This window comes from Dactylosporangium sp. NPDC051485 (assembly GCF_040682015.1).
Classification (GTDB): domain Bacteria; phylum Actinomycetota; class Actinomycetes; order Mycobacteriales; family Micromonosporaceae; genus Dactylosporangium.
The window spans coordinates 14,448-32,619 of the sequence record NZ_JBFAZW010000118.1 but is presented as its reverse complement, the minus strand read 5'-3'; the positions used below and the strand labels follow the sequence as shown (position 1 = coordinate 32,619).

The window sequence follows — 18,172 nt, the reverse complement described above, 5'->3', positions numbered from 1 at the left end:
CGCGCCGTAGGTGGCGATCACCTTCTGGTACGCCGCGGCGATCCGGGGCACGTCGGTGCAGCTGTCGGCGATCTCGGTGGCGGTGCTGTCGGCGCTGCCCGGCCTCGACACCGCGGCGATGGACGGCTACGCGGTGCGCGGCCCCGCGCCGTGGCGCGTCGTCGGCCGCCGCCTCGCCGGCCCCGGGGCCGCGCCGGGCACGCTGCTGCCGGGCACCGCCGTCGAGATCGCGACCGGTGCCCCGGTACCGGGCGAGGCGGACGCGGTCCTGCCGTACGAGCGCAGCATCCGCGTCGACGACACCGTCACCCCCGACCCGCAGGCCCCGGCCGGCCGGCGCAACATCCGCGTGGCCGGCGAGGACGCCCAGGCCGGCGACCCGCTCGTGCCGGCCGGCCGGCGGGTGACCTCGGCGGTCCTCGGCGCCGCGGCCCAGGCCGGCGCCGACACCCTGGCCGTGCGCCGCCGCCCGGCCGTGCGGCTCGCCGTCACCGGCGACGAGATCGTCCACGGCGGGGTGCCGGCCCCCGGCCTGGTCCGCGACGCCCTCGGCCCGGCCGTCGCCGCCGTGGTCGCCGCCGCGGGCGGCACCGTCGCCGCGAGCGTGCACCTGCCCGACGACGGCGCGGCCCTGCACGCCGCCCTGACCGCGGGCGGCGCCGACGTCCTGGTGGTCACCGGCTCCTCCTCCGTCGGCGCCGCCGACCACCTCCACCGCGTCCTGGCCGGGCTCGGCGCCGCATGGCACGTCGACGGCGTCCAGTGCCGTCCCGGCCACCCGCAGCTGCTGGCCCGCCTGCCGGGCGACGGCCCGTGGGTGGTCGGCCTGCCGGGCAACCCGTTCGCGGGCCTGGTCGCCGCGCTGACGCTGCTGCAGCCCCTGCTGGAGGCGCTGACCGGCGCGGCCCCGGCGCCGGGGGTGCGGCTGCCGGTCTTCGGCTCGGCGCCGGTGCCGGCGCGGGGCGTGCGGCTGGTGCCCGTACACCTGGAGCCCACCCGCGCCACGATCGCCACCGGCGCCCGCCCGGCCAGCCTGCGCGCCGCGGCGACCGCGGACGCCCTGGCGGTCCTGGACCCCGGCTGGACCGACGGCGCCCCGGCCGACCTGCTGCCCATTCCCTGACCCGCCCGCGCGGGAGCAACATGTCACCCGGCGCCGAGCGGAACGCCACCCGGCGGTTCTCGATGGCTCCCCGGCTGACCTGCCTCCGCCGCGACCCGCGCGTGGCCCTGCTCTGCGGCGCCGAACTGGACCGCGGGCCCCTTGCGCAGCTTGCTGGCCCGCCCGGGCAGGCGCGGGCGCCGCACGTTCATCCGGCGGTCCTCGACCCCGGGTCGCCATCCGGCGGTAGGTTGCCGGAGTGGGGTTTGCCGGGGTGATGGAGCGGGTCGCGCAGGGCTTCGACGCGCTCGCGGCGGTCGTGCTGGTGCTCGGGCTGCTCTTCTCGCTGGTGCTCGCCGTGCGGGCGGCCCGGCGCGACGGCGGGCGGCGCGGCTACCAGGCGCTGCGGGAGAGCTTCGGCGGGGTGCTGCTGCTCAGCCTCGAGGTGCTGGTCGCCGCCGACCTCATCCGGACCGTCGCCGTCGCGCCGACGCTGGAGAACGTCGGGGTGCTCGGGCTCATCGTGCTCATCCGGACGTTCCTGAGCTTCTCGCTGCAGGTGGAGATCGACGGTATGGTGCCGTGGCGCCGGGCCGTCACCAGCGGCGCGGTGAGCATCGCCCAGGCGGCCCGCCGGGCGCCGGACAGCGACTGACACCGCCGCCCGCGCGGCACCCGGCGGCGCGATCCGTCCGAATCCTGAGGCCGTGACGCAGCGTGCGCCACGCCGGCGGGCCGAGCCGGAACAGCGCGAGCGTCGCCGCCGTGCCAGCCCCGCGCGGCGGCCGTAGAGCGGCCTGGCCAACACCGCCGACGCGGACAGCTCGCAGCCGGCCGCGCTCGCCGCTGCCGAGCCGCCGGGGCGCGGCCACGATCCGATCGTCCGCGCCCCGACGGGCCGGCTACTGCGCGCCGACGAGGGTGCGCACCCGCTGCGCGCCGAGTGACAGCAGCAGCGTGGGCAGGCGCGGCCCGGACTCCCGGCTCACCAGCAGGCGGTACAGCAGGGAGAAGAACTCCCGCTGCGCCACCTTCAGCTCCGGCGTCGGCTTGGTGTCCATGGGCAGGCCCAGCTGGATCTTCGGCACGCCGTACACCAGGCTGGTCAGGCCGTCGAGGGACCACTGCTCGTCGAGGCGCCCGGCCAGCAGGGCGAGGGCCTCGCGCTGGCCGTCGCCGAGGGAGGCGAGCAGCTCCTCGTCGGGGTCGGCCCGCACGTGGGTGCGCTGCTCGTCGGGGACGTAGGTGGTGACCCAGTGCACCGCGCAGTCCAGTCGCGGCCGGGTGTCGTCCAGCGTGACGATCGGGTCGGCCGGGTCGATGTCGGCGAGGATGCGCAGCATCTGGGCCGGGTCGCCGACGGTGATGTCGGCCACCGAGGCGAGCATCCGGTACGGCAGCGGCCGCGGCGTCACCGGCAGCGCACCGGCGGCGGTGCCGATCGCGCGGTGGTAGGCGGCGGTGTCGGCCGGCGGCGCGGTGCCCTCGCCGACCTTGCGCCCGAGCGTGTCCCACTCGTCGTAGAGGCGCTGGATCTCGTCGTCGAACGCGATCTTGAACGACTGGTTGGGCCGGCGGCGGCTGTAGAGCCAGCGCAGCAGCGGCGCCTCCATGATCTGCAGCGCGTCGGCCGGGGTCGGCACGCCGCCGCGGGAGCTGCTCATCTTGGCCTGGCCGGCGATGCCGACGAAGGCATACATGGGGCCGATCGGGGGGCGGGCGCCGAAGACCTCGGCGACGAGCTGGCTGCCGACGACGTAGGAGGATCCGGGGGAGCTGTGGTCCACGCCGGAGGGCTCGAAGTGCACGCCCTCGTAGGCCCAGCGCATCGGCCAGTCGACCTTCCACACCAGCTTGCCGTCGCGGTGCTCGCAGAGCAGGATCGTGGCGCCGTGGCCGTAGGAGCAGGTGTAGGTCAGCTCGGTGGTGGCGTCGTCGTAGGCGGTGACGGTGGTGGTGTCGCGGCCGCATTCGGAGCAGTAGGGCCGGTACGGGTAGTAGCCGGTCGCGCCCTCGCCGTCCTCGTCGTTCTCCTCGGGGGCGATCTTGGTGCGGTACTTCCCGAGGACCCCGTCGATGTGCTGCCGTTCGCGCATGGCGAGCAGGATCTGGTCCGTGTAGGCCCCGGAGCGGTACATCTCGGTCTGGCTGATGCCGCGGTACTGCACCCCGAGCTGCTCCAGCGAGGCCGCCATGGCCGCCTTGAAGTGCTCGGCCCAGCTGCCGTAGGGGCTGCCCGGCGGGGCCGGGACGGCGGTCAGCGGGCGGCCGATGTGCTCGCTCCACGTCAACTTGTCGACGCCCGGCACCCCCTCCGGCACCTTGCGGAACCGGTCGAAGTCGTCCCACGACAGGATGTGCACGACGTCCTCGCCCCGGCGGCGGATCTCGTCGGCGACCAGGTGCGGGGTCATCACCTCGCGGAGGTTGCCGAGGTGGATGGGGCCGGACGGGCTCAGGCCGGACGCGCAGACGATCGGCCGGCCCGGCGCGCGGTCCTGCGCGGAGGCGATGACCTCGTCGGCGAAGCGGGCTACCCAGTCGTCTTCGATGCTGTGCGTCACCGGACCATTCTGTCCGATCCTGGGCGGCGGGCCCTAATCAGGGGTTGGCCGACATGAGCGGCAGCACCGGGCGTAACCGCTCCCGCCGGCCCGCCGTCAGCAGGCGGCCGTCGGGCCGTCGGGTCCCGACTGCTCCAGCAGGGTCTCGATGCGGGCCATGAGCTCGCTCGGCTCGAACGGCTTGACCAGGTAGTCGTCGGCGCCGGCGGCGAAGCCGGTGCTCACGTCCAGCCACTGGCCGTGCGAGGTGAGCATGAGCACCGGCATCTGCTCGGTGTCGGCGGTGCCGCGCAGCGCCCGGCAGACCTCGATGCCGTTGATGCCCGGCATGCTCACGTCCAGGATGGCCAGGTCGGGGTGCTCGCGGCGGGCCGTGTCCAGGGCACTGCCGCCGTCGGCGCAGGCCAGCACGTGGTGGCCGGACGTGTCGAGCAGGAACGTGAGCAGATCGCGGATCGCGAGATCGTCCTCGGCTACCAGGACCGTCGACATGCCGCCTCCAATACCCTCAAGGTCAGCATACGAACAAATCGGGTGAAATATGGTCGAGGTGTGCATTTCAGGCGGCGGTACGTCTCCGTGGCGCTGGCCGCGGCCGTGCTGCTGCTCGGCGTGGTGGCGACCGCCGGCGTGTGTGCCTCCCTGACCTCGAAGGAGCGCCGCTCCGCGGCCCAGGCGATGGACCGTCAGGTCGACCTCGCGCAGGCCGCGGTGAGCGGGGAGGTGCAGCGCTACCTCGACACCATCGACACGGTCGCGGGCGCCCTCGGCTCGCACGACGTGCTCACCCCGGACGCCTTCGAGCGGGCCACCGCGCGGGTGCCGGGGGAGAACCTGGCCGGGGCGACCGCGGTCGTCTTCGTCGTGCCCGCGGCGACGGCGGACGTCGCCGCGGTGCAGCGGCAGTGGCGCTCGGCCGGCGCGGTCGACCTGACGCTGCGCCCGGCGGCCGGCGTGGCCGAGCACTACTTCGCCGTCTACGGCCGCCAGCTCGACGGCCGCGAACCGGCCGCCGGCGGGGCCGACCTCGCCGAGGCCAGCGCCGTCGCCGGCGTGCTGCGCGAGGCCCGCTCGCTCGGCGGCGCCGCGGTGTCGCAGGCCGCGGTGCTGACCCGCGACGCCGGGCCGCCCGCGACCGAGCGGCGCCGCTCGCTGAGCCTGGCCACCCCGGTGCTCGCCCGCAGCGGGTCGCTGCGCGGCTTCGTGCTGCTCGGCCTGCGCGGCGAGGACTTCTTCGGCGCCGCCATCGGCGAGGTGCTGCAGCGGCGGGTCACCGCCACGCTGTGGGCCGCCCAGGAGGGTGGTGGGCTGCTGCCGATGGCGACCGTGCACCCGACGGCGCCGCCCAGCGACGCGCTGCGCCGCTCCCGCGACCTCGGCATCGCGCAGCGGCACTGGCGGCTGGACCTGGCCGCCGACCCGCGCGAGCTGCCGGGCGCCTACACGGACCGGCCGCTGCTGGCCGGGGCGGCCGGGGCGGTGCTCACCGTGCTGCTGGCCGCCCTGGTGTACCTGCTGAGCTCCCGCCGGGCGAAGGCCCTCGAGGCGGTGCGGGAGGCGACCCGGGAGCTGCGCGCGGCCGAGCGGGAGGCGCGCGACCAGGCGGCGCTGCAGCAGGCAATCCTGACCAGCGTCGGGGAGGGGGTCACCGTCGTCGGCGAGGACGGCCGGGTGCTGCTGCACAACCCGGCGGCCCGCGCGCTGCTCGGCACCGCCGGGGACGCCGCGCACCTGGAGGACTGGCCGGCGCACTACGGGGCCTACCTGCCCGACCGGGTCACGCCGTTCCCGCCGGGGCGGCTGCCCATGGTGCGGGCGCTGCGCGGGGTGGCGGTGGACCGCGAGGAGATGGTGATCCGCAACCCGGCCCACCCGGACGGCATCCTGCTCAGCGTCGGCGCCCGGCCGCTGGACCGCTCCGGTGGCGGCCCGCGCGGCGCGGTCGCGGTGCTGCACGACATCACCGAGCTGCGCCGCTACGAGACCGAGCTGGCCCAGTTCGCCGCGGTGGTGGCGCACGACCTCAAGAGCCCGCTGACGGCGGTGCACGGCTTCGCCGCGGTGGCCGCCGAGGCCCTCGCCGCCGACCCGCCCCGGCCGCAGACCGCGGCGGCCGCCCTGGTGCGGGTGCGGCAGGGCGCGACCCGGATGCGGGTCATCATCGACGACCTGCTGGCCTACACCACGGCCGGGGACGCCCCGCTCAACGTGGCCGAGGTCGACCTGCGCCAGCTGGTGGAGTCGGTGGTGGCCGAGCGGACCGCGCCCCGCCCGGCCGCCGGCCTGTCCACGGCCGTGCCCGACGCCCAGCCGCCGGCGCCGTCGGTGTGGATCGGGCCGCTGCCCGCCGTACGGGCCGACGCCGGCCTGCTGCGCCTGGTGGTGGACAACCTGGTCGGCAACGCGATCAAGTACACGCCGGCCGGGCGGGCGCCGCACGTGGAGATCACGGCGGAGGCGTCGGCCGGCGGCGTGCGGCTGGAGGTCGCCGACCGCGGCATCGGCATCCCCGACGAGGAGAAGGTCCGCGTCTTCGAGTCCTTCCACCGGGCCAGCCCGGTCGAGTACGGCGGCACCGGCCTCGGCCTGGCCATCTGCCGGCGCATCGTGGAGCGCCACGGCGGGACGATCGCGGTGCGGGACAACCCCGGTGGCGGCACCCGCGTCAGCGTGCTCCTGCCGCCCGGGCTCCCGGCCGCGGCCACCCGCCGCCCGGCGGACGACTGGTGGCGGCTGCAGCGCGCGCCCGTGCCGGCCGCCGCCCGTGCCACGAACCATAACGCGACATGAAGTCGGGTTTAGGCCCCTTGACATCGAGGCTGTCCAATTCCATTATCTGTCAGGCAAGTTGCCTAACATATATGTGGAGGCGCCTCGTGAATCACCCCCTCAGGCTGGCCGGCCTGGGCGCCGCGGCCCTGCTGGTCGCCGGCACCGCCACGACCGTCCTGGTCATGCACGGCGCCGACGCGGCCACGGAGACCCTGCTGTCGCAGGGCAAGCCCGCGACCGCGTCGTCGGTGGAGTCGTCGTCCCTGGGCGCCGCGCTGGCGTTCGACGGCGACACCGGCACCCGGTGGGCCAGCGCCGAGGGCTCGGATCCGCAGTGGATCCGCGTCGACCTCGGCGCGACCCGCAGCATCACGCACGTGAACCTCACGTGGGAAGCGGCCTACGGCAAGGCCTACCGCATCGAGACGTCCGCCGACGGCGGCTCGTGGACCGCGATCTACAGCACCACCACCGGCGACGGGGGCACCGACGACCTGACCGGGCTGTCGGGCTCCGGGCGGTACGTGCGGCTCTACGGCACGGCCCGCGGCACGCAGTACGGCTACTCGCTGTACGAGTTCAAGGTGTACGGCACGGCCACCGAGTCCACGCAGACCCCCTCGGCGCCGGCCTCACCGTCGCGCACCGCCTCCCCGTCGGCGTCGCCTTCCCCCTCGCGCACCACGTCCCCCACTCCCACCCCCACCTCCTCGCCGACGAAGCCGGCGGGCAAGGACCTCACCGACCCGCGCAAGAAGGACATCGCCATGCAGCTGGTGTCCTCGGCGGAGAACTCCTCGCTGGACTGGAAGGCGCAGTACAAGTACATCGAGGACATCGCCGACGGGCGCGGCTACACCGCCGGGATCATCGGCTTCTGCTCCGGCACCGGCGACATGCTGGACCTGGTCGAGCTCTACACCCAGCGGGTGCCGGGCAACGTGCTGGCCAAGTACCTGCCGGCGCTGCGCAGCGTCAACGGCAGCGCCTCGCACGCCGGGCTCGACCCGAACTTCACCAAGGACTGGAAGACCGCGGCGGCCGACCCGCAGTTCCAGAAGGCGCAGGACGACGAGCGGGACCGGGTGTACTTCACCCCCGCCGTCAACCAGGCCAAGGCCGACGGCCTGCGCGCGCTGGGCCAGTTCATCTACTACGACGCGATCGTCATGCACGGCCCCGGCACCGACCCGGTCAGCTTCGGCGGCATCCGCAAGGCCGCCATGGCCAAGGCCAAGACCCCGGCCCAGGGCGGCGACGAGGCGACCTACCTCAACGCCTTCCTCGACGCCCGGGTCGCGGCGATGAAGACCGAGGAGGCGCACAGCGACACCAGCCGGGTCGACACCGAGCAGCGGGTGTTCCTCAACAACCGCAACTTCGACCTCGACCCGCCGCTGAGCTGGAAGGTGTACGGCGACCCGTACACCATCCCGGCCTAACGGTTCAGGGCCGGGCGTCGCCGAGGATCGAGGAGATCGCCTCGGCGGCGCCCGGCCGCGCGAACAGGTACCCCTGCCCGAACTCGCAGCCGAGGCTCTGCAGCGTCGACCACTGCTCCGCCGTCTCGATGCCCTCGGCCACGGTCTGCAGCTGCAGCGCCCGGCCGAGCTGCACGACCGCCTCGGCCAGGGTCGCGTCGCCCCGCTCCGTCGTGATGCCGTCGACGAACGAGCGGTCGATCTTCAGGATGTCGACGGGGAAGCGCTTGAGGTACGACAGCGACGAGTAACCGGTGCCGAAGTCGTCGATCGCCAGGCGCACCCCGAGGGCCTTGAGCCGGCCGAGGGTCTCGATCGTGGAGTCGGTGTCCTGCATGAGCAGCGACTCGGTGATCTCCAGGACGATCTGGCGCGGGTCGACGCCGGTCTCGGCGAGGATGCCGGCGACCTCCTCGACCAGCCCCTCGTGCTGGAACTGCCGGGCCGACAGGTTGACGTTCACCCGGATCCCGGCCGCGGCCGGGAACTCGTCGCGCCAGCGGGCCAGCTGCTCGCAGGCCTGGCGCAGCACCCAGCGGCCGAGCGGCACGATGAGCCCGGTCGACTCGGCGAGGGGGATGAACGCGTTGGGCCCGAGCAGCCCGCGCACCGGGTGCTCCCAGCGCACCAGCGCCTCCACGCCGATGAGCCGGCTGGTGGGCAGGTCGACGATCGGCTGGTAGTGCACGAGGAACTCGTCGCGCGCCAGGGCCCGCTCGACCTCGGCGCGCTCCTCGGCCTCGCGCAGGACGCCGGCGTACATCGCCGGGTCGAACAGCGCGAAGCGGTCCCGGCCGGCCCCCTTGGCCGCGTACATCGCCAGGTCGGCGTTGCGCAGCAGCTCGCCCGGGTCGGGCCCGTCGTCGCCGTCGCCGGCCTTGGCGGTGGCCACGCCGATCGAGGCCGAGCACACGACCTCGCGGTTGCCCAGCCGCAGCGGCCGGCGGATGGCGGCCAGGAGCCGGTCGCCGAGGTCCATCGCCTCGATCTCGGTGATGTCCTCGACGAGGACGGCGAACTCGTCGCCGCCGAGCCGGGCCAGGGTGTCCGAGGCCCGCAGCTGCTGGTGCAGGCGCAGCGCGGTGGCGGCGATGAGCTGGTCGCCGGCGGTGTGCCCCAGGCTGTCGTTGACCAGCTTGAAGTCGTCGAGGTCGACCAGCAGCAGGGTGATGCGCCCGCCGCCGCGGCGGTTGCGGGCGATGGCGTGCTCGAGCCGGTCGCGGAACAGCGCCCGGTTGGGCATGCCGGTCAGCGAGTCTGCGAACGCCTGCCGGGTCAGCTCCTCCTCGAGCTCCTTGCGCGTGGTGATGTCCCGGATGCTGATCACGGCGGCGTTGAGCGGCTCCTCGTCGAAGCGGTTGGTGGCGATGACCTCGACCCAGATCCAGGCCCCCTCGGCCCGGCGGACCCGCGTCTCGGCCCGGGCTGTGTACCCGCGGCCGCCGTTGACCACCGCCGTCCACCACTCCATCGACGTGGCCAGGTAGTCGGGGTGGGTGATGTCCATGAGCAGCTCGCTGGTCATGATCGCCGGGTCGTAGCCCAGCGCGGTGCGCACCGACGGGCTCGCGTAGGTCACCTCGCCGCTGGGGTGCACGGCCAGGACGGCGTCGGAGGCGTTCTCCAGCAGCGCCTCGATCTTGCGCTCGGCGGTGTGGCGGCCCGCGTCCAGGCGCCGCCGGTTGCTCGCGGTGCGGGCGCAGAACCAGGTGACGCCGAGCATGAGCGCGACGGTGAGCGCGGCGAGGGTGCCGGCCGCCGGGCGGTCGCGGGTGACGACGAGGCCGAGGTACCCGGCGACGCTCGCCACGCCGAAGCCGATCACCTCCCGGTCGCCGGCCAGTGCCGCGGTCGAGGCGAGGATGAGCGTCACCCCGGCCGGGTAGATGGCCAGCGCGGCGACGTCGTAGGCGGTGAACGCGAGCAGCAGGGCCAGGTTGGCCCCCCACCACGCGATCATCACGCGGGACAGCCAGCGGCCGTCCCGTGTCATGTACCGCTCCCACGGCAGCGCCACGAGGACCGCCTGCCCGGCCGCGGCCAGCACCATGAGGGCGACCAGCCACGGTCCGCCGTGCCGGTCGAGCAGGGCGCGGACGGCCCCGATGAGGATGACCGCCACGCCGATCCAGGTGCCGAGCCGCAGCTGCCGGGCCCGGTAGTCGATCTCGTGCTGCTCCAGCGCGTTCTCCGACATGGTCACCCCGATCGGTGCGACGCCACCGTTGCTGAGTGCCTTTCCGGTGCAGTCTCGGTGATCGTGGTTGCCGCGATAGGCTGCGCGCCATGGAGGTCTGGCGTCTTGCCGCGGCCGTGCTGACGGCGCTGCCGCTCGTCGGGCCTTCCGGAGGTCCTTCCAGCGCGGCCCCGGTCGTGCCCTGTCCCTACACGTCCACGCCGACGATCCCGCCGACCCCGCCCTCGCCGCAGCGGGACCCGGACGCGCCCGTGGTCGGCGGCGCCGGGATGGCCACCGCCGGGCTGGCCCTGCCGGACGGCGCGGCGGCCCCGCCGGCGCTGTCGGCGATGTCGTGGGTGGTGGCCGACCTCGACACCGGCGAGGTGCTCGGGGCGTGCGCGCCGCACCTGCGCCGCCGCCCGGCGAGCGTGCAGAAGCTGCTGCTGGCCGCGACCGTCCTGCCGAAGCTGGACCCGAACCTGGTGGTCGAGGCCACTCCGGCCGACCTGGACCTGCCGGCCGACAGCTCGATGGTGGGCCTGATCGTCGGCGGGCACTACCCGGTGTCGGCGCTGTGGTACGGGCTGCTGCTGGAGTCCGGCAACGACGCCGCCAACGCGCTCGCCCGGGTCGGCGGCGGGGACGGCGGGGTGCCGGCCACGATCGCGGCGATGAACGCCGAGGCGCGCCGGCTGGGCGCCGACGACACGCACGCGGTCACGCCGTCCGGCTACGACGGGCCGGAGCAGTTCACCAGCGCGTACGACCTGGCCCTCATCGCGCGGGAGGACTTCGCCCGGCCGGCGTTCCTGCAGTACGACACCGCGGCCACCTTCCAGTGGCCGGCCCAGCCGCCGAAGGACCCGAAGGGCTTCCAGATCCAGAACGAGAACAAGCTGCTCACCGCGTACCCCGGTGCGATCGGCGGCAAGACCGGCTTCACCGACGAGGCCCGGCACACGTATGTCGGCGCCGCCCGGCGCGGCGACCGGCGGCTGGTCGTCACGATCATGGGTGCGGAGGTGGTCCCGGCCCGAGCCTGGAAGCAGGGCACGATGCTGCTCGACTGGGGCTTCGCGCGCCCGGCCGGCAGCTCCGTCGGCCACCTGGTCACGCCGGAGGAGGCGGCGGCCCTGCACAACCCGCCGCCGTCGGCCGCCGCTGCCGCTGCCTCGGCCGCCGCGGCCCCCGCCGGGACCCGGCCGCCCTCGGCCACCCGTGCCCCGTCCGGCACCGCCCTGGCCCTGGGTGGTGCCGGCATCGCCCTGATCGCTGGCGCCGGCGTCGTCTTCGTCCGGGCCCGCCGGCGCTACGGCGTCAGCGCAACGGGAGACCGGTGACCGGCCGCGCCGCCGGCCTTCGGCCCTAGCGGGCGGCTGTCGCCCGGGCACCCGGCGTGCTCGTGGTGCCGGCGCGGCGCCGCTATCGGGCGGTTTGGCGCTCGTTTGGGCACCCGGCGTTCTTGTCGGCGCGGTTATCGGGTCGCGTCGGGCACGCCGAACAGCAGGTCGGCGGCGTCCGGGGTCATCGGCCGGCCCAGGGCGCGGCCCAGGCCGTAGTCGCAGTCCAGCAGCCGCAGCGCGGCGGCCTGGTCGCGGCTGTCCACGCCGGTCGCCGTGACCGCGATGGCCAGGTCGTGGAACATCGCGATGAGCCACGTCGCCATGGACAGGTTGGAGCGGTGCGTGGTTGAGGAGCGGGCCAGGCCGGAGATCAGCTGCGGGTCGATCCGCACGCTGTGCACCGGGCTGGCGGTCGGGTTGGCGTGCCCGAGGCCCACCTGGGCGACCGCGACCCGCACCCCGAGCCGGTCCAGGCCGTCGAGGGCGAACGCGACCGCGTCGGTCTCGTCGTGCAGGGCCCGCTCGGGCACGGCCACGTGCAGCTTGGCCGGCGGCAGGCCGGTGCGGCGCAGGACGTCGATCACGCCGTCCACGAAGTCGGGGTGGCGCAGCTGCCCGGCGGCCACGTCAATGCTGACGATCGGGGCGGGCTCGTGCCCCTGCCAGGCCGCGGCCCGCTCGCACGCGCTCGCCAGCAGGTGCCGGCCGAGCGGGGCCAGCAGGCCGCACCGCTCGGCGATGTCCAGCAGCTCGGCCTCCGGCACCGGCCCGCCGGCCGGGTGCACCCAGCGCGGCAGCGCGTGCATGCCGACGACGGCGTGGTCGGCGAGGCGGACGATCGGCTGGAACGCCGCCGTGATCTCCCCGCCCGCCAGCGCCTCCGCCAGCGCGTTGGCCCGCTGGTGGCGGCGCAGGTGGGCGGTGGCCCGGCCCGCGTCGTACATCGCCCAGGCCGCCCCGTCGTGCCGCGCCCAGTCCAGCGCCATCGACGCCTGGCGCAGCAGCTCGTCGGGGCCGGCACAGGCCGGTCCCTCCACGATGCCGGCCCGCCCGGCGACCGGGATGTCGTGCCCGTCCGCCGGCCACGGGCTGGGCAGCACGCGCAGGGCCGCGTCGGCCGCCTTGATCGCCTCGTCGCCGCCGGCGGTGCCCGGCACGACGAGGACGAACGTGTCGCCGCCGAGGTGCCCGAGGTGGTACCCCCGATCGACCGCCAGCACCTGCAGCCGCTGGGCCACGCCCAGCAGCAGGGCATTGCCGGCGTCGTGGCCGAGCAGCTGGTTGACCGCGGCGAACCCGCGCAGGTTGACCACGCACAGCCCGAGCCGCGGCGGCATCGGGGCGAGCAGCCCGCCCAGCGCGGCCCGGTTGGGCAGCCCGGTCAGCGGGTCGTGCAGCAACTGGTGGCGGACCTGAGCCTCGAGGTCACGCTGGCGGTCCCGCCACGCGGCCCGCTCGCTCCGGTTGATCGACTCCGCCACCCCCGCGACCTGCTCGCGCATTGCCGTGGTGAAGCCGTGGACGAGCTCGTCGAGCAGCTCGGTGAGGCGGCCCGCGGCCCGGGCCTCCGGCCGCTCGACGGCGGCGAGCAGCTGCTCGCGCAGGATCTGGGTGCTGCACAGCAGTACGCGGGGATGGGCGAGGTCGGCGTGGACCATGTCGTGGCCGACCCGGAAGCCCTCACCCCGGTCGAAGTCGCGGTCGATGATCGCCGCGACGAGCCGCTGGGCGAAGCCTTCCAGCAGTGCGCGGCGTCGGGCCCTCCCGCCGGGCACGAAGCTCGTGCCGGCGGGGAGCGTGCGGTCCCAGGTTGCGGCGAACGCCGCGACCCGGGCGTCGAGCCCCGGATAGCGCTCCGTCATGTGGGCGAACCTTTCCAGGACATGACGTATGCAAGCGTTGGAATTTACTTGTTTTCGGCAAGTGATTATGACGCTCGATGGGGCGGCGAATCCAGTCCTACCGGCGCATCCCGGACGTTCCGGCGAACCCTGTCGCGTCATCGCAGGCCACCGCCTTGTTCCCGGCCGGAATTCCTTGCGTTGTCCGCGTGTCGCGTCGGCCTTGCCGGGATCGTGTTGCCTGGGTGTGGTGATCCGACATGTCGGGTGCTCCGCGCCGCGACATGTCGGATTTATACCCCGACGGGCGGCAAATTGATGGGTTCCACCAGGACGCGGCCATGACTGCCGGACCTGGGTCATGCTGCACCGCCCGCTGGCCCCACCGGCGGCGAGGGTGGCCCCGCATGACATCGCCCTCGGTGATCGAATCTGACGTTGTCCTCTGCGGGCACAGAGCGTCGCCTGCGGCGGATGAGCGCATCTCGAAAGGGGCACTCTTGTCAATGCCCTCTATGCACCGCTTATTTGCCAAGTTAGAAGAAGGCTCATATAAACCCCAATTGCGATTATCAGGCGCATTGAATGTCGTATATTTGTCATTTACGGCGCCGTGGGGCCGTCGTGGTATCACGCTGAGCTACAGCTGCGACACGCGACGTTGTGATGCGGTTTTGATGGCCCGGTCTGCGACAGCGTGTCCGCATCTGCCGGGTGGGATCACTCTCTGCCTGGAGGACGGGATGCCCCATCGTGGCGTGAAGGGCTCGAACCGGGCGGCGACCCGTTGGCGACAAGGCGCGGTCGCCGTGCTGGTCACCCTCGGTGCGGTCGGCGTCGCCGCGCTGCCCCGGGCTGCTCACGCGATGGCAGCCCCTTCGGCCCCGTGCTGACCGAGTGGGAGCGGGCCGCGTTGACCGGCCTGCTGTACGGCCCGGTCGCCGTCGACGGCGGCGCGTTCGTCAACGGCAACCACCGCACGCTCGCCATGCTCGACGTCGGCGTCCGCCGCACGGTGGTCACCATTTTCCGCGAACGATGACCTCGCGGCTCGGAGCCCGGTAGGAAATATGAAGAAGTGTTATATATTGTCGTCGTTATATATAGTTGATAATTTGGTTCCACCCATCCGTTGGACCCGAAGGGCCTTTCAGTGAAACTGCAGGAATTCACCTCACCCGGCACCTTTACCGTTACCGTTCCACCCGGCTCGACCGTGCTCGTGGAGGCCTGGGGCGGCGGAGGCGGGGGCGGCGGGGGTGGGGGAGGCTGCGTGAACAGCTCGGCCATCTGCTTCGGCGGCGCAGGAGGCGCGGGCGGGTCGGGCGCCTACGTGCGAGGTATCGTGACCGCCTCGTCCACCGACGGCACCCTCACCGTCGTGGTCGGGGCGGGCGGAGCCGGGGGCGCCGGCGCCGCGTCCGCCTCCTTTGCCGGCGGAGTCTCCGGTTCCGCCGGTATACCGGGCACAGGCGGCGGCGACACCACGATCAGCAACGCCGGCTCCACCGTCATCAACGCACGCGGCGGCGCGGGCGGAGCCAACGGAGGGGGCGGGAACATCTCGGGCGCCGCCGGCTCCAACGGGCAGGGCGGCAGCGGCGGAACCGGCACCTTCCCGGCCGACAGCGGGCTGAGCCGACCCGGTGGCAACGGCGGAAGCGCCGCCCCCACCTCCAGCGCCCCTCAGGCCGGCCAGCCCGGCAGCTCCACCAGCAACGGCGCGCTGCCGCCGGCCCCCAACATCGGCGGTGCCGGAGGCGGCTGCACCCAGACCCAGAACCCGGCCGGCAGCGGCGGCGCCGGCAAATCCGGCTACGCCGTCCTCGCCGTGCTCTCCAGCCCCACCACGGCCCCCGGCGAGCGGGTCATTCCCTCGTCCTGGAACCAGAGCACCTACAACCAGACCATCGACAGTCCGAACAGCCGCGCCACCGTGACCTGCACCCCGGACGCGGTCAACGTCCAGGTCGTCCTCAACCGCACCAACCAGCCCAACACGTCCTTCCAGTTCGCCTACAAGATCGACGGCAGCGTCCCGATCTTCACCGGCGTGTACATGAAAACCGACTCCAACGGCAACGGCACCGGCTCTTTCAGCGTCCCCAACCTCACCCGCGGCGTTCACCAGCTCACCCTCTTCGTCAACAACACCCAGGTCGCAGTCCCCCCGGCCGGAGACACCTTCTACACCACCGGTAACACCCTCCCCTTCACCTTCTGACCAACCAGAACGCGGCCGCCGGCCTCGACGGAGCACGTCCCAGCACTCAAAGCCGCCAACGAAACGACACGGCGCCCGATGCTCGACCCGACCCGACCGGGCACGTGGGGGCAGTTCTCAGGCTCTGGCATCAAAGTCCGTGACGCTGTGTCCGGTCGTGACTCCGTTTCGGTGGGGGCGTGGTCTGTACGGGCCACGGCCCCCACCGACTGCCTGCCGTGACTGTCCATGAACGCCCGGTTGGCCGCGCCGTCCGGGAACGGGGCCTGGCGGGCGACACCGTGCGGCGCACCATCACGTAGTTCCACATTTCGATACTTCGATGCAGCCGGGGCGTTCGGAGCAGCGCGGTCCGGTGTGGTTCGCGGGGGTGCTCGGTGGACGAGCTGTCTATCGGGTTGGATCTCGCGGTTCCGCAGACGCCTGCGCCAGTGGACTGGGCCGGGCTGTGGACGGTGGCGTGGCGCACCGTCGAGGGTGTGGTGAACTACACGGTGCGGGATCTCGGTGCGTTGCCGATGGCGCTACGGCGCAGGTCGCGGCTGAGGCCGGGTGGCGGTATGCGGTGGTGACCGGCTGGCGGCCGCATGTCCTCGCCGGGGTGGAGGCGCTGTCGGCGCAGCGCCGGGCGTTGGACGATCCGCTCGGCCTGCAGGAGCAGCTGCCGACCGCTGCCGCCAAGGGACCGGCCCGGTTCGGTGAGCTGGTCGCAGCGACATCGGTGCCTGCGGTCGGCCGGGCGCATGCGCTGCACCTGCTGTGGCAGTGTCGGCTGGAGGCCGACCTGAGCCGACCGCTAGGTGACGCGACCCTGATCGGCCCGGCCAACTAGCGGACCCAACTTCGCCAACTATCGCGCTCAGTCACAGTTTCGGTGCCGGCCGGTTCGGTTGCGCGCCCTTGTGGGCCATCGCGGCCAGCACGGTGGGCTGCGGCGCCTCGTCGTCCTCGGGGTCCGGGTGCCAGTCGGTGATCGGCACCAGCCCCGGCTCGACCAGCGTGAACCCGTCGAGCATGGCCGCCACCTGCTCGGGGGTGCGCAGGTGGACGGAGGTGGGCGTCCGGCGGTACAAGGACTGCACCTCCTCCTGTGCGCCGGAGGGCACCTTCGCCGGAATCCCGTGCGAGAGCGCGACGTAGCTGCCGGACACGGTGGCCTCGTCGAAGCGCCGGATCACCTGCCCTGGGTCGTCGGCGTCGGGCACGAAGTGCAGCACCGCCATGAGCAGCAGCGCGATCGGCTGGGAGAAGTCGAGCAGCCCCAGCACCTCCTCGTGGCCGAGGATCTCGTCGGGCCGGCGGAGGTCCCCGTTGATCGCGGTGGCGTTGGGGTGCCCGGCGAGGATGTGCCGGCTGTGCGCGATGGCGACGGGGTCGATGTCGACGTACACCACGCGGGCGTCCGGCGTCGTCGCCTGCGCCACCTCGTGCACGTTGCCCAGCGTCGGGATTCCGGAGCCGATGTCGAGGAACTGCCGCACCCCGCGGCCGACCAGCCACTGCACGGCCCGCCCGAGGTACGCCCGGTTGGCGTGCGCCAGCTGGAAGATCCCCGGCCACGCCCGCTGCGCGTCCTCGGCGAACTGCCGGTCCACCTGGAAGTTGTGGAAACCCCCGAGCGTGTAGTCATAGACGCGCGCCGCATTCGGCGTGGTGATGTCGACGCCGTCCGGCACCCACTCCGGCAATGTCACCGCACCCTCCCATTGGCTCGGCGGTCCGCGGCTCGACCTTACATCGACGCCCGTCCTGCCCGGCGCCCGAAAAAGTGTCGTACCCCGCGGGCACAATGGCGGCCATGAGCGGACCGAGCACCTCCCGCCCCCTGCGTGACCTGGCCGAACTCCACCGCATCCTGACCCTGGTCCTCGGACTCGTCGACCCGGCCGCGTCCGGCTTCACCTACCGTCTCGTCGGCACCGCCGCTGCCCTGGCCCAGGGCGTCGCCCTCCCGACCGGTGACGTCGACCTGCTGGTCCGCGGCCGCGAGCACGTCGACCACTTCGCCGCCGCCCTGTCCGCCCACCTGTGCCTGGATCCGCCGGCGTGGTTGCCGGCCGCCGGGCAGTACTTCACGCATTTCGTCGTCGACGGCATCGAGGTGGGCGCGAGCACCGTCGAGCACGAGTCCGCCGCCGACACGATCGAGTGCATCGGCCCCGGCCCGTGGACCCACTACGTCGACCTGCCCGTCGGCCCGCACGTGGTCCCGGCGGTCCGCCTGGAGCTGCGCCTGGTCTCGGAGCTGGTCCGCAACCGCCCGGACCGCTACGAACCCCTGCTCGACCACCTGCGGGCCGCAAGCCCCGCCCGGGACCTGGACCCTGGCGCGGCCCTCCGCCCGGCTGCGGACCCGACGCGCGGCGCGGACCCGGAGTTCGGTGCGGACCCGGAGTTCGGTGCGGACCCGGAGTTCGGTGCGGCCGCGGCGATCGGTGTGCGGCCGCCGTTCGATCTCGACCTGCTGGACCGGGCGATGCGGGACCGGAAGGTGTCTGCAGCGCTGCGCGAGCACGTCCTCACCCGCCTGGGCCGCTGATATCCATCGACGGACCATGCCCGTCCGGGGAGCCGGGACCGGCCTCCGTCTAGTGCGCTGGCCATGAACGTTCACCGGGTTGGTGACACGCCGGGCTTGATCTACCCGGTTGCGCGCCACCTGTCGC

15 protein-coding genes are annotated in these 18,172 nt (G+C 73.6%); 9 read left to right on the top strand and 6 right to left on the bottom strand.

Features of this window, described 5'->3' with window-relative positions; translation table 11 throughout:
• Window positions 1-118: 118 nt before the first annotated feature.
• Window positions 119-1,123: a molybdopterin-binding protein gene (locus tag AB0M46_RS42935; protein ID WP_363345838.1), complete on the top strand. Its 1,005-nt coding sequence runs from the start codon at window positions 119-121 to the stop codon at window positions 1,121-1,123.
• 23 nt (window positions 1,124-1,146) lie between these two features.
• Here AB0M46_RS42935 and AB0M46_RS42930 read toward each other — a convergent pair whose 3' ends face one another.
• A complete protein-coding gene (locus tag AB0M46_RS42930; RefSeq protein WP_363345836.1) occupies window positions 1,147-1,314 on the bottom strand; it encodes a hypothetical protein in 168 nt (55 codons plus the stop codon).
• Window positions 1,315-1,361: 47 nt separating this feature from the next.
• On the opposite strand from AB0M46_RS42930, the gene AB0M46_RS42925 reads away from it, so the two are divergent.
• A complete protein-coding gene (locus tag AB0M46_RS42925) occupies window positions 1,362-1,757 on the top strand; it encodes a DUF1622 domain-containing protein (protein WP_363345834.1) in 396 nt (131 codons plus the stop codon).
• A 247-nt stretch (window positions 1,758-2,004) separates the two neighbouring features.
• Here the strand turns inward: AB0M46_RS42925 and lysS are convergent, their stop codons facing one another.
• Both lysS and AB0M46_RS42915 read right to left on the bottom strand, forming a co-directional pair.
• A complete protein-coding gene (lysS, locus tag AB0M46_RS42920) occupies window positions 2,005-3,666 on the bottom strand; it encodes a lysine--tRNA ligase (RefSeq protein WP_363345832.1) in 1,662 nt (553 codons plus the stop codon).
• A gap of 96 nt (window positions 3,667-3,762) precedes the next feature.
• Complete coding sequence (locus AB0M46_RS42915; RefSeq protein ID WP_363345830.1) at window positions 3,763-4,158, bottom strand: response regulator transcription factor; 396 nt, start codon at window positions 4,156-4,158, stop codon at window positions 3,763-3,765.
• Window positions 4,159-4,218: 60 nt separating this feature from the next.
• Between AB0M46_RS42915 and AB0M46_RS42910 the strand changes: the two genes are divergently transcribed.
• Together AB0M46_RS42910 and AB0M46_RS42905 are read left to right on the top strand one after the other, a co-directional pair.
• Entirely contained in the window at window positions 4,219-6,456 is a 2,238-nt protein-coding gene (locus tag AB0M46_RS42910) for a PAS domain-containing sensor histidine kinase (protein WP_363345828.1), read from the top strand.
• Between the two features lie 86 nt (window positions 6,457-6,542).
• Window positions 6,543-7,880 (top strand): chitosanase, encoded by a 1,338-nt coding sequence (locus AB0M46_RS42905; RefSeq protein ID WP_363345826.1) that lies wholly within the window; start codon window positions 6,543-6,545, stop codon window positions 7,878-7,880.
• Window positions 7,881-7,884: 4 nt separating this feature from the next.
• On the opposite strand, the gene AB0M46_RS42900 is transcribed toward AB0M46_RS42905, so the two are convergent.
• Window positions 7,885-10,116 (bottom strand): EAL domain-containing protein, encoded by a 2,232-nt coding sequence (locus AB0M46_RS42900; RefSeq protein WP_363345824.1) that lies wholly within the window; start codon window positions 10,114-10,116, stop codon window positions 7,885-7,887.
• Between the two features lie 89 nt (window positions 10,117-10,205).
• On the opposite strand from AB0M46_RS42900, the gene AB0M46_RS42895 reads away from it, so the two are divergent.
• Complete coding sequence (locus AB0M46_RS42895; protein ID WP_363345822.1) at window positions 10,206-11,438, top strand: D-alanyl-D-alanine carboxypeptidase; 1,233 nt, start codon at window positions 10,206-10,208, stop codon at window positions 11,436-11,438.
• Between the two features lie 134 nt (window positions 11,439-11,572).
• On the opposite strand, the gene AB0M46_RS42890 is transcribed toward AB0M46_RS42895, so the two are convergent.
• The gene (locus tag AB0M46_RS42890; protein ID WP_363345820.1) at window positions 11,573-13,303 is read right to left on the bottom strand and encodes a bifunctional diguanylate cyclase/phosphodiesterase; all 1,731 of its coding nucleotides are present in this window, start codon (window positions 13,301-13,303) and stop codon (window positions 11,573-11,575) included.
• Window positions 13,304-14,168: 865 nt separating this feature from the next.
• Between AB0M46_RS42890 and AB0M46_RS42885 the strand changes: the two genes are divergently transcribed.
• The 3 genes from AB0M46_RS42885 (at window position 14,169) to AB0M46_RS42875 (ending at window position 16,338) form a co-directional block, all read left to right on the top strand.
• Window positions 14,169-14,324 (top strand): hypothetical protein, encoded by a 156-nt coding sequence (locus tag AB0M46_RS42885; RefSeq protein ID WP_363345818.1) that lies wholly within the window; start codon window positions 14,169-14,171, stop codon window positions 14,322-14,324.
• A 90-nt stretch (window positions 14,325-14,414) separates the two neighbouring features.
• The gene (locus tag AB0M46_RS42880) at window positions 14,415-15,506 is read left to right on the top strand and encodes a hypothetical protein (RefSeq protein WP_363345816.1); all 1,092 of its coding nucleotides are present in this window, start codon (window positions 14,415-14,417) and stop codon (window positions 15,504-15,506) included.
• Between the two features lie 568 nt (window positions 15,507-16,074).
• Window positions 16,075-16,338, top strand: coding sequence for a hypothetical protein (locus AB0M46_RS42875; RefSeq protein WP_363345814.1), 264 nt, complete (start codon window positions 16,075-16,077; stop codon window positions 16,336-16,338).
• A 31-nt stretch (window positions 16,339-16,369) separates the two neighbouring features.
• Here AB0M46_RS42875 and AB0M46_RS42870 read toward each other — a convergent pair whose 3' ends face one another.
• Window positions 16,370-17,200, bottom strand: a complete 831-nt coding sequence (locus tag AB0M46_RS42870; RefSeq protein ID WP_363345812.1) for an SAM-dependent methyltransferase — start codon at window positions 17,198-17,200, stop codon at window positions 16,370-16,372.
• 104 nt (window positions 17,201-17,304) lie between these two features.
• Here AB0M46_RS42870 and AB0M46_RS42865 point away from each other — a divergent pair, with 104 nt between their 5' ends.
• Complete coding sequence (locus AB0M46_RS42865; protein ID WP_363345810.1) at window positions 17,305-18,045, top strand: hypothetical protein; 741 nt, start codon at window positions 17,305-17,307, stop codon at window positions 18,043-18,045.
• The last annotated feature ends 127 nt before the right edge of the window (window positions 18,046-18,172 follow it).

Excerpts from the sequence above, each read along its gene's own strand:
- AB0M46_RS42935 (WP_363345838.1), top strand. The coding sequence starts at position 119 with ATGGACGGCTACGCGGTGCGCGGCCCCGCGCCGTGGCGCGTCGTCGGC.
- AB0M46_RS42930 (WP_363345836.1), bottom strand. The coding sequence starts at position 1,314 with ATGAACGTGCGGCGCCCGCGCCTGCCCGGGCGGGCCAGCAAGCTGCGC.
- AB0M46_RS42915 (WP_363345830.1), bottom strand. The coding sequence starts at position 4,158 with ATGTCGACGGTCCTGGTAGCCGAGGACGATCTCGCGATCCGCGATCTG.
- AB0M46_RS42900 (WP_363345824.1), bottom strand. The coding sequence starts at position 10,116 with ATGTCGGAGAACGCGCTGGAGCAGCACGAGATCGACTACCGGGCCCGG.
- AB0M46_RS42895 (WP_363345822.1), top strand. The coding sequence starts at position 10,206 with ATGGAGGTCTGGCGTCTTGCCGCGGCCGTGCTGACGGCGCTGCCGCTC.
- AB0M46_RS42890 (WP_363345820.1), bottom strand. The coding sequence starts at position 13,303 with ATGACGGAGCGCTATCCGGGGCTCGACGCCCGGGTCGCGGCGTTCGCC.
- AB0M46_RS42865 (WP_363345810.1), top strand. The coding sequence starts at position 17,305 with ATGAGCGGACCGAGCACCTCCCGCCCCCTGCGTGACCTGGCCGAACTC.